Source organism: Priestia sp. D3YE.R1 (genome assembly GCF_049199565.1).
GTDB classification, from domain to species: domain Bacteria; phylum Bacillota; class Bacilli; order Bacillales; family Bacillaceae_H; genus Priestia; species Priestia aryabhattai.
Map to the genome: position 1 here is coordinate 1459601 of NZ_JBLTHW010000001.1, position 13584 is coordinate 1473184.

15 protein-coding genes and 1 other RNA gene are annotated in these 13584 nt (G+C 38.8%); 9 read left to right on the forward strand and 7 right to left on the reverse strand.

Annotation, left to right across the window (positions count from 1 at the left end; genetic code table 11):
• Positions 1–7 precede the first annotated feature (7 nt).
• Positions 8–634 (reverse strand): nitroreductase family protein, encoded by a 627-nt coding sequence (locus ACOZIR_RS07675; RefSeq protein WP_080890138.1) that lies wholly within the window; start codon positions 632–634, stop codon positions 8–10.
• A 450-nt stretch (positions 635–1084) separates the two neighbouring features.
• On the opposite strand from ACOZIR_RS07675, the gene gdh reads away from it, so the two are divergent.
• On the forward strand, positions 1085–1870 hold the full coding sequence (gene gdh, locus ACOZIR_RS07680) for a glucose 1-dehydrogenase (protein ID WP_045290738.1): 786 nt from the start codon (positions 1085–1087) through the stop codon (positions 1868–1870).
• 143 nt (positions 1871–2013) lie between these two features.
• Positions 2014–3003 (forward strand): DUF4003 family protein, encoded by a 990-nt coding sequence (locus ACOZIR_RS07685; protein ID WP_045291051.1) that lies wholly within the window; start codon positions 2014–2016, stop codon positions 3001–3003.
• Here the strand turns inward: ACOZIR_RS07685 and ACOZIR_RS07690 are convergent.
• From ACOZIR_RS07690 to ACOZIR_RS07705, 4 genes are all read right to left on the reverse strand, one after another.
• Positions 2937–3185 carry a hypothetical protein gene (locus ACOZIR_RS07690; RefSeq protein ID WP_152640833.1) on the reverse strand — a complete coding sequence of 83 codons (249 nt, stop codon included), beginning with the start codon at positions 3183–3185 and terminating at the stop codon, positions 2937–2939. The two genes, ACOZIR_RS07685 and ACOZIR_RS07690, sit on opposite strands and share 67 nt — an antisense overlap.
• Before the next feature lie 141 nt (positions 3186–3326).
• A complete protein-coding gene (locus ACOZIR_RS07695) occupies positions 3327–4088 on the reverse strand; it encodes an MBL fold metallo-hydrolase (RefSeq protein WP_045290735.1) in 762 nt (253 codons plus the stop codon).
• Between the two features lie 144 nt (positions 4089–4232).
• Complete coding sequence (locus ACOZIR_RS07700) at positions 4233–5813, reverse strand: diguanylate cyclase (RefSeq protein WP_421535543.1); 1581 nt, start codon at positions 5811–5813, stop codon at positions 4233–4235.
• A gap of 301 nt (positions 5814–6114) precedes the next feature.
• Positions 6115–6933, reverse strand: a complete 819-nt coding sequence (locus tag ACOZIR_RS07705) for a histidinol-phosphatase (RefSeq protein WP_045290732.1) — start codon at positions 6931–6933, stop codon at positions 6115–6117.
• A gap of 248 nt (positions 6934–7181) precedes the next feature.
• Between ACOZIR_RS07705 and rnpB the strand changes: the two genes are divergently transcribed.
• From rnpB to ACOZIR_RS07720, 3 genes are all read left to right on the forward strand, one after another.
• Positions 7182–7570, forward strand: an RNA gene (rnpB, locus tag ACOZIR_RS07710) — RNase P RNA component class B.
• A gap of 221 nt (positions 7571–7791) precedes the next feature.
• Positions 7792–8181, forward strand: a complete 390-nt coding sequence (locus ACOZIR_RS07715; RefSeq protein WP_045290728.1) for a VOC family protein — start codon at positions 7792–7794, stop codon at positions 8179–8181.
• A 357-nt stretch (positions 8182–8538) separates the two neighbouring features.
• The gene (locus ACOZIR_RS07720; RefSeq protein WP_045290725.1) at positions 8539–9423 is read left to right on the forward strand and encodes a LysR family transcriptional regulator; all 885 of its coding nucleotides are present in this window, start codon (positions 8539–8541) and stop codon (positions 9421–9423) included.
• A gap of 32 nt (positions 9424–9455) precedes the next feature.
• On the opposite strand, the gene ACOZIR_RS07725 is transcribed toward ACOZIR_RS07720, so the two are convergent.
• Complete coding sequence (locus ACOZIR_RS07725) at positions 9456–10013, reverse strand: MerR family transcriptional regulator (protein WP_045290723.1); 558 nt, start codon at positions 10011–10013, stop codon at positions 9456–9458.
• A 354-nt stretch (positions 10014–10367) separates the two neighbouring features.
• On the opposite strand from ACOZIR_RS07725, the gene ACOZIR_RS07730 reads away from it, so the two are divergent.
• Positions 10368–10682 (forward strand): MGMT family protein, encoded by a 315-nt coding sequence (locus tag ACOZIR_RS07730; RefSeq protein WP_045290721.1) that lies wholly within the window; start codon positions 10368–10370, stop codon positions 10680–10682.
• Between the two features lie 33 nt (positions 10683–10715).
• On the opposite strand, the gene ACOZIR_RS07735 is transcribed toward ACOZIR_RS07730, so the two are convergent.
• Complete coding sequence (locus ACOZIR_RS07735) at positions 10716–11333, reverse strand: LysE family translocator (protein ID WP_045290719.1); 618 nt, start codon at positions 11331–11333, stop codon at positions 10716–10718.
• Between the two features lie 137 nt (positions 11334–11470).
• On the opposite strand from ACOZIR_RS07735, the gene ACOZIR_RS07740 reads away from it, so the two are divergent.
• The 3 genes from ACOZIR_RS07740 (at position 11471) to ACOZIR_RS07750 (ending at position 13483) form a co-directional block, all read left to right on the forward strand.
• Entirely contained in the window at positions 11471–12016 is a 546-nt protein-coding gene (locus ACOZIR_RS07740; protein ID WP_045290717.1) for a helix-turn-helix domain-containing protein, read from the forward strand.
• A 170-nt stretch (positions 12017–12186) separates the two neighbouring features.
• Complete coding sequence (gene bla, locus ACOZIR_RS07745) at positions 12187–13119, forward strand: class A beta-lactamase (RefSeq protein ID WP_045290715.1); 933 nt, start codon at positions 12187–12189, stop codon at positions 13117–13119.
• 100 nt (positions 13120–13219) lie between these two features.
• Positions 13220–13483, forward strand: a complete 264-nt coding sequence (locus ACOZIR_RS07750; RefSeq protein WP_013084075.1) for an excalibur calcium-binding domain-containing protein — start codon at positions 13220–13222, stop codon at positions 13481–13483.
• The last annotated feature ends 101 nt before the right edge of the window (positions 13484–13584 follow it).

The window sequence follows — 13584 nt, forward strand, 5'->3', positions numbered from 1 at the left end:
CTGCTGCTTATTTCCAAGTTGTAACTGTATTGACCGGTAAACGGTAAGAAGCATGGCCTTCGCTTGCTGCTTTCCCGATTGAGATAAGCATAATTGGAAGATAACGTTCTTTATCTAAACCGAATTCTTCTGCGATTAAGTGTTTTTCGTATCCGCCGATTGGATTTGTATCATATCCGTGAGCGCGAGCAACAAGCATGAGCTGCATAGATACAAGACCTGAATCTATTAAAACGATGTCTTTCATATCAGCTTTTGGCATGTTTTCATAAATCGGCTTAAAGAAATTGAGCTGCTGTTCTTTAATATCCTGAGGCATATAGCCAAGCTCAACGGCTTTACCGAAAATTTCATCTGCATATTCAACGTTGTTCATGTCACCAAACACGGCAATAACAGCTGAAGATGTATGAACTTGTTCACTGTTGAATTTCGCAAGTTTAGCTAATTTTTCTTTCCCTTCTGGTGTTTCAATGACAACAAAGCGCCACGGCTGCATATTAACAGAAGAAGGAGCGCGCATGGCTTCTGTAAGAATTTCCTCCATTTCCTCACGGCTGATTTTTACTGAAGGATCATATTTTTTAATTGAACGGCGTTTTAAAGCAATTTCGTTAAAGTCTTTTGTAGTCATAGTCATTATTCCTTTCTTTTTAGGCGTTAAACTTATTTATTATCATTTCCATATTTTTGATTGCGGGCAATTGTTTGACATATCAATAATTGATACATCAACAATATAATACATTGATTTGAGAATTGCAAGGGAAAAAGTTTAAACTTTTGAAGTGTTGCTAATTTGAAGTGTGAAGTTATATTTTCAGGGAGCGAACAAACATAAAGAGAGTAAGTACAAAAAAGAAATGATAAAAATGAACAAACAAAAAGTTTGACTACTTTTTATCTCTTGATTACGATAAGTAACGAAAAGAAACAAAAGTGAACTTGTTACTTTTTAAATGAATGACAGTTCGAGAAAGAAGAGATAGAAAAATGTTTCTTCCCTTCTTAAGACTTAAACTGTATCTGTAATTAGTACAGTATAGCAAGACATATCACGCAGAAAAAGTAGGAGGACTTCAAGATGTATACAGATTTAAAAGATAAAGTAGTAGTTGTAACAGGCGGATCAAAAGGATTGGGTCGCGCAATGGCCATTCGTTTTGGTCAAGAGCAGTCAAAAGTAGTTGTAAACTACCGTAGCAATGAAGAGGAAGCGCTAGAAGTGAAAAAAGAAATTGAAGAAGCTGGCGGTCAAGCTATTATTGTTCGAGGCGACGTAACAAAAGAAGAAGACGTTGTGAACCTTGTAGAGACAGCTGTTAAAGAATTTGGCACATTAGACGTTATGATTAATAATGCAGGTGTTGAAAACCCGGTTCCTTCTCATGAATTATCATTAGAAAACTGGAACCAAGTGATTGATACAAACTTAACAGGGGCATTTTTAGGAAGCCGTGAAGCAATTAAATATTTCGTTGAAAATGACATTAAAGGAAACGTTATTAACATGTCCAGCGTTCACGAAATGATTCCTTGGCCATTATTTGTTCACTATGCAGCAAGTAAAGGCGGTATGAAATTAATGACGGAAACATTGGCTCTTGAATATGCGCCAAAAGGTATCCGCGTAAATAACATTGGACCAGGTGCAATCGATACGCCAATCAACGCTGAAAAATTCGCAGATCCGGAACAGCGTGCAGACGTAGAAAGCATGATTCCAATGGGCTATATCGGCAACCCGGAAGAAATCGCATCAGTTGCAGCATTCTTAGCATCATCACAAGCAAGCTACGTAACAGGTATTACACTATTTGCTGATGGCGGTATGACAAAATATCCTTCTTTCCAAGCGGGAAGAGGTTAATAGATAGAACTGAACCAAAAAGACCTCGGAATATTCCGGGGTCTTTTTGGTATGTAATAAATGCATAGGATATTTACCAAATATTGAAACTTTTACTGAAGTGCTACGTATATAAGCTAACGACGAATAAAGGACGTGTTGATATGCTACCGGAAACGATTCAACAAAAAGTAAATCAGTATAGAGATTTTTATATAAGCTTAAAAAATGAACTAAAATGGAAAGTGGCAGATCCCAAACAGTTGATGGCTATTGCTTCTATGTACGCAGTGAAAGGTAAATCGCTCGAGCTTCAGCCCTATATCGAGTTAAGTGACCATATTAAAAATCAAGTAGGGATGTTCTCTACGTTAAAATCATCACAGCGGTTTACGATCGCAGCCATGCTAGACACTCGCTATGAGAATCCAAAAGAAACGTTTCATGAGTTTCTGGATGTATACGACCAATTGATACAAGGCGGGTTTGCGAGAGGCGCATTTACGTATATTGCGGCTTCGGCTATGCTGTCGAATGAGTCAAGTGGAAGTCATAAAGAAATGGTTCGAAGGTCGGTAGAAATTTATCAAGGCATGAAAAAGAAGCATCTTTTCCTTACTTCAAGCGGTGATGCACCTCTTGCCGTTTTGTTAGCTGAAACAAGTGAGTTCACTGATGATCTCATGCATGAAATTGAACACTTCTATACGACATTGGCGCAGCATGGATTTAAAAAAGGAAATGACCTTCAATTTTTAAGTCATATTCTCGCAATCGATAAAAACCTACATGCGGATACCCTTATTGAAAGATGCGTATCTGTAAAAGAAGCCTGTGAATCGGCAGGTATCAAAGTGAAAGCGATGCATTACCCGGTCATTGGCTTATTAGCACTGTTTGAAAAACCAGAAACTGAAATTGAAATCATCCATGAAGTAGTGAAACAGCTAAACGCAGACAAACTTTTTAAATGGCAGAAAGACATCAATGTTATGCTGGCGGTTAATTTGGTTATCAGTGAAAAGCTGAAGGATTCTAGACTGGTCGAAACGGGCATCTATACAACGATTGAAACCATTATTCAAGCTCAGCAAGCAGCTATGCTAGCGGTTATTGCAAGCACTTCAGCGGTTGCTACTACGACTACTACTTGATAAGTTAAAGAGCTATAAAAGAGAAAGTGAGCCATAACTACATCAATCGAACCTAAAGATGAATCAGTGGGATAAATAGCTCGTAGATCGCTTATAACACCGCGGTTGACTTCCATGCAAGGCTTCGCTTTCCGCGGGCGGCCGCTGAGCCCGCAGGAGTCTTCGCCTTGCCCTCCAATCAACCGCTAGAAGTACCCGTATACATGAAACCTACGTTCACCATGCCGATGAAAAAATCCGAACGAAGTTGATTCACCATCAAGAATCTCGATTCCTCGTTCGGATTTACATTCAACTAGAATACTTTTAGCTCAGCTTCTCTCTTAAAAAGTATAAACCTCGCCATCATCTGGAACTAAGACGTGAGACGCCATGTCTTTTTCGTTGATAAAGCTTTTTAATTCTTCTCTTGATAGCGTCCAGTGGTTTACAGCTTCCATATGAACAGAAAGAATCGTAGCCTGAGGGGCTGCTTTGTGTACTTCGTAAATATCTTCTTTCCCCATCACAAGAGAACCGCCTTCTAAAAACTGATTATCGCCGCCGTTTACGACAATGACATCCGGTTGATGGGTGGTGATTTCTTCTTCAACAGCGGAATACCATACCGTGTCGCCAGCTACATAAAGCGTTTTTTCGCTCTTGTGTTTAAACACAACGCCGCATACTAAACCAGTACGTTTTAAAATTTCTCCTCTTCCGTGCTCGCCTTTTGTTTTGATTAATTGAATGTCTTTAAAAACCGTGTTTTGCGTAAGTATTTCTACGTTTTTAAAACCAGCTTCTTTTACTACTGCGGCATCTTCTTCATTTTGAACGAACATTTTGATATCGTTTGGCAACGCCTGTTTAGCGGCATCGTCAAAATGGTCTAAATGGAGGTGAGTGAGAATGACGGCATCAATACCATCAATAATCTCTTCAACGGATAACGGCAGGCTCACTAAAGGGTTGTTTTGATCTTGTCTGATCGAATTCGGGAAAGGGGGGTACGTTCCTTTTTCCGCTAACATAGGATCAATTAAAAACGTTTTTCCCCCGTATTCAACAAGTAAAGTAGCATTTCGAATATGTGTAATCTTCATCTCTATCTCTCCTTTTTTTGATCTACATCTAGTTTATAGGATGAGCTGTTTGCAAATCCATAAACAAAATCAAGTCTTTTAGCACTTTTACTTGATAAATGAAAGAATATTAGTCAAAAGCAAAAAGAACCGAAACAATGATGTTCAGGTTCTTTTTAGCATTTCTTTTTTCTCTTCATACAAACGTACTTGATTGCGTCCGTTTTGTTTGGCAGCGTACAGAGCAATATCTGCTTTATTTAAAAGGTCATCCAACGTGTCGTTTTCTTGTTTTGCTGCTTGGGCTACTCCAAGGCTTAGCGCAACAGAAATGGTCTCTTCATTGATCCGTAAGGGCTGAGTCTCAACGTGCCTGCGAAGCTGATTGGCAAGGACCTCAGCTTCTGATGATGTATAGCCCTTTAGCGTGAGTACAAACTCTTCACCGCCGTACCGAGCAAAAAGTGCTCCTTGCGGTAATACGGACTGGCAGGCTTTTACGACATGTACAAGCACCTGATCGCCGGCATAATGACCATACGTGTCGTTCACTTTTTTAAAATAATCAATATCAAGTAAAAGAAGCGTAAAAGAAGCTGCGGACTGTTTTGCTTCTTTGAACGCTTGCTTACTGTACTGAAAAAATGCCCGACGATTATAAATTTGCGTCAGCTCATCGTAATAAGCTTGATTTTCAAGCTTTAGCTGAAGTCTTTTTAGCTCCGTAATATCCGTAAAAATAAGCAGCAAGCCGTGACTATTATTAGCATATTGCAAAGGAGAGGTGCGAACTTGATACGTATACTGAGATTGATCCCAAGAAAAAAGCTGCAGCTCATGACTGCTTTTTGCATTTTCTAATGTAAAAGGAAACGAGCTGCCTGATAATGTTAACCAAATATCAGCAAAACGTTTTCCAAACATCGCTTTTTTCAGCTGAGGAAACATGTTTTTAGACGCTAGGTTAAATTCAATTAGTCTGTAGGATTCATCAAGTACGATAACCCCGTCATTGATACTGTTAAATATCGCATCTTTCGCAACGGGCATGACCGTAAACATACGCGATGAGTTAATGGACCATAGATATAAGAAAGAAGAAACCCATAAAACCATTGGGACTGGATCAATTCCCTGCGGCGTATAGCCCATTAAATAGATAAATGCTGTGACCATGGGGACTAATTGCCCGACCATTAATGAAATTAACTGCAGGCGATAAGCTTTGGCTGTTTCTTTCCAGCGGTAAACGGCGAGCAAAAAAGCAACGAACATAGACGAAAAAATGAACATGCCGTGAATCGTGTACCATGGTCCGATTTCTTGATGAACGTAAGGGGCACCTAGAACGGGATCAATTTCAAACACGCGGTAATGAAGGTGGTGCCAGTCATTTGTTACGACCATAATCAAACTAATAAAGGGAATGATAAAAAGGGCAAAAATATGTTTTTTTCTTACCTTTATGCCGACATACTGCATAACAAACATCAGCCCTGCAGGAGGCGAAAAAGGCATGCCCACGTATTGAATAACGGTCCAAAATTTCATTTCTCCGAGGTTAACGGATAATAAGCTAAACGCCGCACCCATACAATAAATGGTAGTGAAAGCTGTATGAAGAATAAATAAATGCGCAATGTTAGCGTAGTGATGCCGCTTAATAAATACGTAAAAACATAAGTATAGATTAAGAACACCAGACGTACAGATAAGCGTTATATAAGCTGTTAAATCTAAATTCACAATTGTATCCCTCATTAAGAAAGCATTTTTAGTTAAATGTAGCACAATTGAAATGAAATGTAGATATTTTATGTAGGAAATTAGTAGTGTTCGAGATGGTAGAGGGACTATAAGGGTAGGTCAGGACGATGAAAAAATGGTGCCTAAACAACAAGTAATTGAAACGAACTGAGAAAATTTATCTTCAGCTACAAAAGTCAAAGTTTCTCAGTAAAAAAACACATGCCTGAAAATACGCGATGTCCTTCATCTGCGTGTCTTCAGGCATATTTGTATTTACAGTCTATTTAAGTTCACCGTTTTACAAAGGTGTCACCTGCATTTTTTTCTGTCTAAAAAATACCCAATCTGTAAAGCCGATTTCTTTAAGACGCTTTTTTACCAATTCAAAGTCGTCGCCAATACGCTCCGGATCATGAGCATCGGAACCAAATGTAATGTGTACCCCGTAGTGCAGGGCTCTTTCTAAAATAGCGTCTGCAGGATACCAGCCTCCGCAGTCTTTGGTTTTGCCTGATGTATTCACTTCTATAGCAATGTCATGTGCTGAAATTACCTTTAGCGTTTGATCAATTACAGCTGTCTCGATAGAAGAAAAAGAAGGGTAGAATCCTTTCATGGCATCAATATGGCCAAGAATCTGAAACATTCTGCTCCGAGCGGATTCTTCGATCAATTGATAATATTTTTCTTTCGTGCGCTGTTTTTCTTTTTGAGAAAGGCCTTCCCAGCGCGTTTTATGAAAGATGCTGACTTCATCAACTTGATGGACAGAGCCAATTATGTAGTCAAACGGGTATTTTTCATAGTGGCTTTGATATATTTTTGTATACTCTGGAAAGAAATCAGACTCCACGCCTAACAGCACTTCAATTTTTTCTTTATATTCTTCTTTTAGTTTCAAAATCTCAGCTACATATCCGGAGAATGCGCTTTTTCCCATCGCAATATGAGGATACGGCTGATCTTCTTCACTCGCAAAATAAGGCGAATGATCCGAAATCCCAATGATATCAAGGCCTTTATCAATAGACGCCTCTATATAATCTCGAATCGTTCCGCGAGCATGTCCGCATCGGTCGTGATGGGTATGAAAATCAAATTTTAAGTCAGCCTTCATTTTTCATCACCTCTGTCATCTTTTTATGTGGTTTATAGAGTATTCTACAAAGAAACAAAGTATCCCCCTTAGAAATGGATGAAGCGAATATTTCTTGGGCTTACGGATGTTTCATCTACTAAAAAGAGTGTGCAGAAACAAGTTGTTTTATTTAATTTACTGCAAAAATTGACATGGAATTCATTCCAAAAGTTACATTTGATTCGGCAAGCTAAAACGCATATACTACTCATACACGATCTGAAATAACGTTCAGGTAATCGCTGCATCATTTGATGTAGAGGAAAGTCCATGCTCGCACGGTGCTGAGATGCCCGTAGTGTTCGTGCCTAGTGAAAAAATAAGCTAGGGCAGCTTGGCTTATAGCTTAGCTGACGGCGGGAAAAACCACCTAAGTCCTCGGATATGGTCGAGTATCCCTGAAAGTGCCACAGTGACGAAGCTTTGCTGGAAACAGCAAAGGTGGAACGCGGTAAACCCCACGAGCGAGAAACCCAAACAATGGTAGGGGAACTGTCTCTAAGGAATTCAACGGAGAGACGGACGGTTACACGTGTAATCGTAGATAGATGATTACCGCCTGAGTACGAGAGTAAAATCGTTTGCAGTACAAAGGTACAAAACATGGCTTATCGAACGTTGTTGAAACAGAGACTGACTATATAAGATGTAACCAAAACAAACCAATGAGGTTTGTTTTTTTGTTTGCTATTTTTAAAATCATAGCTGACTCATTGTTAGAATGCTTGAATTTTTCTAACCATAGTATGAGGATTCAAGGTATATGTAAATACATATTGCCTAAATTGCTGTATAGTTTACTTATACTTACTAATTATGGGGAAAGGGAGAAGATGGATGATTAAGAAAATGGAACATACAGCAATTATTGTTGGAAATATGGATGAAACGATTCACTACTACTGTGATATGTTTGGCTTCAAAGTTCGCCTTCAAGGCTCTAACGAAAAGAGAGAGATGGCTTTTTTGTATCTTGAAGAACAGCCGGGTATTGAAATTGAGCTCATTCGAGATATTGATCCGATTGGAGAGTATAACAAAAGCGGGATTGTTAACCACCTTGCCTTTACGGTAGAAGATATAAATAAGGCAATTCAACATTATAAGAGCAAAGGAATTGAATTTTTATCATCTGAGCCTCAGCCAACGCTCGAAGGCGGACGTATGATTTTATTTCACGGCCCAAATAAAGAATTGCTGCAGTTAGTAGAACGGGTTAAACTTTAAAACGTCTACTTTAAGGGGTACATACAAGAAAAAATGTGTTTTAGATTCTCAAAAAAGACCTTTCTTTTATGGTGATAGAAAGGTCTTTTTGATGTGCATTTACTACGATATCTTAGTTAGTTTTTTAATAACTTTCCTTACGTTTCATAACAAATCCTTCTTTCTGCTCGAAAATAATGATCAAAAAATTTTATAGGAGCTGTATACGGCAGTCGTCAAGATGAACTAAAAACATCCTCGAGTATGTTTCCAATTTTTATCGTAACACCCGCTATTTATAATGTATAATTCATTATAATCATATTTTTTATACATCTATGTAATGAGTAGAGCCGCTTGATAAGGAGATGGTACAAAATGGAATGGCAGCAGTTTAAATATTTTCAAACGCTAGCACGTACGCAGCATATGACGCGGGCAGCAGAAGAGCTGTTAATTACGCAGCCTGCGCTCAGTCGTTCAATCGCCCGTTTTGAAGAGGAAGTAGGAGCGCCGCTATTTGACCGGCAAGGACGTTCCATTATATTAAATCAATATGGTAAAGTTTTTTTAAAGCGTGTAGATAACATAATGAAAGAATTTGATAAAGGACAAGAGGAAATTCAAGCGCTGCTAGATCCTGAGAAAGGGCAGGTGTCACTTGGGTTTTTACATACGCTCAGCACAGATTTGATTCCAGATTTAATCGCGTCGTTTCGCAGCTTGTATCCTAAGGTGAATTTTCAGCTGAGGCAAAGTCCTTCTCACGTTCTTCTTGAGCAGCTGCAGCTCGGCGAACTGGATCTTTGCTTGATTGCGCCGATGGAAGAGAAATCGTTTATTAAATGGCGTCATCTTTGGAGTGAAGAACTGTTTGTGATTGTGCCAAAAAATCATCGGTACGCTCGCCGTGAAAGTATCGCACTAGAAGAAATTGCTGAAGAATCATTTATTCACTTAAAAGAAGGCTTTTCTCTTCGTCTTACGTTTGAGCAGTTATTTGAAGAGACAGAGGGAAAGCCTCACATTATGTTTGAAGGAGAGGAAGCTGACACCGTAGCGGGACTTGTAGGAGCCGGCTTAGGAATTTCTATCCTTCCAGATTTACACGGAATAGATCAAAGTAAAATAGTGAAAATCCCATTAGCTAAAGCCAACTGTCACCGAGTAATTGGACTAGCATGGATTGAAGGAAGATATCTATCACCGGCTGTTAAACAGTTTAGAAACTTTGTTTTACATAAATTTAATGATCAGAAATAAAGATGTTTCATGGCCTAGGCTTGTTTACAAACTTAGTCCTTTTTTCGTTTGAATAATCGTTTTAAAATCGATCTTTTTTTACCTACTACGCTGCTTTCTTTTGAAGCTTCTACTAATTCTGAAATGGCCTGCTGTTCACGCAAGCTTTTACGCAAAGATTGAATGAGCTGCTTGTCTTTTTCCTGAAGGATTTGTTTTGTATCAGGCTCTTGTTGGGGTGAAGGCTGTACAGGAAGTTCAGAAGGTGTCGGCTGCTGGTCGTCGGCCTCGGGCTGGTCAGCTGCTTCTGCTGTGTTCTCTATGTCCTCTTTGTCTTCGGCTTCTTCTAGAGACACGGCAGCTTGATCCTCGCTTGCAGTCAAAGAGAATTCTTTTTGCAGAGATTCATTAATTTCTTCTGCTTGATAACCCTCATCATAAAGCTGCTTAATTCTCAGTAAAACGGTCGCAGCCGCAGCTTCATATTGTTTTGGTCGATGATCTTCTTTTTGTATAAAGAAATATTGGAATTTATCTATATATCTTCTAATCGTTGAAGTAGGAATATTTGTTTCTTCAGATAACTCTTTTACACTAAGCCATTTTGTCATTTTCTCACCACTTTTTAAATGATTACTTATTCGTCAGCATCAATTTGAAATTGTACTAGTATCTACTGTTTATCTTATCACGTAACGCTTCTAAGTACTTTGCTGTGTTGGTTTCTGTAACGTTTTTATAATCACAGTGTCATAAATGAGGGATAAGCTGGCACTCCCACAAAGATTTGTTAGTTGAAGAATAGGAAATAATCAGCAAACACTTGTCTGAAGTAGATTAAACAATGATGAGTGGACTGCTTATCTATTATCTTATAATGTTGCTGAAGAAAAATCGAGTGATTACTTCACTGTTTATTTAATATGGTAAGGTTGTACTAAAGAAGAAACGAAAGGAGGAGCGACTTGAGTTTTACAGAACGAGCAGTAGCACTTATTAAACAAATACCATCCGGGAAAGTAATGACATACGGACAAATTGCCGGCTTAGCGGGTAGTCCGCGAGGTGCAAGGCAAGTTGTACGAGTACTGCACTCGATGAGTAAAAAACATAATCTCCCCTGGCACCGAGTCATTAATTCCAAAGGAGAAATTGGATTTAAAGATGAAGAAATGCACCTTGTTCAAAAACTTTCCCTTGAAGCGGAAGGAATAATCGTTTCTTCGGAAGGAAGACTTGATCTTAAAGTCTATCTCTATGAACCTGACGTGTATAAATAACAAAAAAGCTACCTGAAACAGATAGCTTTTTTGTTATTTATGTTTTTCAAAAGCGAGCTTTAATCCAAACCCGATTAACACGACGCCTGTTGCTTTATCCATAAAGCGCTGAACGCTAGGTGTTGTAAGCCATTTCCGTAAATAGTTAATAAAAAAGACGAATACGAAAAACCACGTGATAGCAAGGACCGTATACGTTATGCCCATCAGAAGTAATTGCAGCGTTACGTTTTGATCACTTTGAACAAATTGAGGTAAAAAAGTTAAGAAAAACACGGCCACTTTTGGATTCAGAACGTTTGAGACAAGACCTTGACGAAAAGCAGACGTTTCTTTTGACTGCTCCTCTTTTACAGAAGAAGGTATATCGCTTTTTTTAGAAAAGAAAGCAGAGGTTCCTAAATACATTAAGTAAAGGGCTCCTGCATATTTTACGATTTCAAATGCCAGAGCTGACTGAAGCAGAAGAGCCGATAAGCCAAACGTAGCGGCGAGTGTATGAACTAAAGAGCCGCTGGCTAACCCCAATGCCATTTTATAGCCGCCGGTTTGTCCATCTGCCATCGTTCGTTTGGTAATAAGAGCAGTATCAATACCAGGACTCATAATCACAAATAATGTAAGAACTAAAAAGGTCAAGATGTCATTCATTTTTTTCTTCCTCCTTACTGTGATAGTATTAAATTATAATTTATTTATTAAATATAATTTAACATAAGTAACGCCATTTATTAAGTTTAATTTAATAAAATTAAATGCAATTAAACATCTTTTACGGAGGAATCATCATGGAAAACATAGATATTGGAAAAAAAGTAGAGAAATTTCGAAAAGAAAAGGGGCTAAGCAGTCGAGAATTAGCAAAATTAGCGGACATCACGCCATCTATGTTAAGTCAAATTGAACGGGGATTAGCTAACCCGTCCATTTCAACGCTTAAACTTTTAGCAAAAAGCCTCGATGTGCCTACCTTCAGCTTTTTGCTCGAAGAAATAAACACATCTCATTTAGTCGTAAGGTCGAATGAGCGTAAAACAATGAAGGTAAAAGAGCTAACGTATTCGCTGTTATCACCCGATTTCACAGGGAATCTAGCTACGGCAATTATGGAAGTACCATCGATGATGGCTTCATCAGAAACTCCTTTAGCACATAAAGGAGAGGAAGTGGCATACGTCTTAGAGGGGAAAATTAAAGTGTATTTGGAAGAGGAAGTATATGTGCTAGAAAAAGGAGATAGTGTCAAAATCCCTTCGCATCTGAATCATAAATGGGAGAATACGTTTGAAGAGAAAGCCGTTATTTTATTTTCCGTTACGCCGCCTGTTTTTTAAAGTACTTACGGTTTTTATACTGCTCACCTTCAGTGTGAGACACTTTTATTATATAAATGTGATAAAACTATCATGTTTGTAAGAGTAAACAATTGATAAAATAGCATTGTTGGTAATCTCTACCTGAGAGAATACATACTAAATACTTTTTTGAAAGGTGTTGAAGGGTAATGAAGACATGGAAAAAGATGTTTCGCACTTCAAAGCTCCAAAAAATGCTGCCTGTATTCGCTCTTTCGTGCGCGGCGGTTGTAGGCTTTTCAAGCAGCGAGGTACATGCTGAAACGGTAAAATGTCAAAGACAAGAAACTAAAAGTGATCGACAGTTTGCTAAGCTTGAAGACAAATATGATGCGAATCTTGGTGTTTTTGCATTAGATACGGGTACAAATAAAACGGTCACGTATCATCCGGACGAGCGTTTTGCTTATGCGTCTACTCATAAGGCTCTCGCTGTCGGTGCACTTTTACAGCAGAAGTCAATTGAAGATCTCAACGAGCGAATCTTTTATACGCGCGATGACCTTGTGAACTACAATCCAATTACAGAAAAACATGTTGGTACAGGCATGACTCTTCGAGAACTCGCGGATGCATCGCTTCGCTACAGCGACAATACGGCAGGGAACTTAATTCTGCAGCAGCTGGGCGGACCGGACGGATTTAAAGAAGCTTTAGAAAAAATAGGGGACAATGTAACGCTGCCTGAACGGTTTGAACCGGATTTAAATGAAGTGAATCCAGGAGAAACCCACGATACAAGTACACCAAGAGCACTCGCTACAAGTCTTCAAACGTATGTACTTGGACAGGCACTTCCTGCAGAAAAGCGTGAACTTCTAACGGATTGGATGAAGCGAAATACAACAGGGGATGCGTTAATACGAGCGGGCGTGCCGAAAAGCTGGGAAGTAGCCGATAAGACAGGCGCAGGCTCATATGCAACGCGAAATGATATTGCCATCCTTTGGCCGCCAAACGGAGATCCAATTGTTCTTGCAATCCTTTCCGATCGTACGGAAAAAGATGCGGAGTATAATGATAAACTAATTGCAGAAGCGGCTAAACAAGCGGTCAAGACTCTTAAAGTTACTCATAAATAAAAAATTGGATAATAGTAGTTTGAATGTAAAAAAAATATTGGAAAGATTGATAGAACATTCTATTATTAATTAGACAAAATATAGGAAGGAAGTATCTGTTATGAAAAAGATTTTTCCAATTGTTCTATCTTTCGGTTTATTAACAAGCGTATCTTTTAGCACAGCTTCAAACGTAGATGCGGCAGCTAAGTCTTACAAAAACTGCACGGAATTAAACAAAGACTATAAAGGCGGCGTAGCTCGTGCGGCTAATGTAAAAAATAAAGGCGGCAAAACAAAGTACAAGCCGTACGTATCAAAATCACTGTATGATGCCAATACAAAGCTAGATCGAGATAAAGACTATATTGCCTGTGAAAAATAAATACTAGCTGACTCATCCAAGCGCTTACAATAAGCGCTTGGATTTTTTATTATCATCAACTCTTGTACGTTACCGGCTCAAGTTTCCATAACAATTAGTCA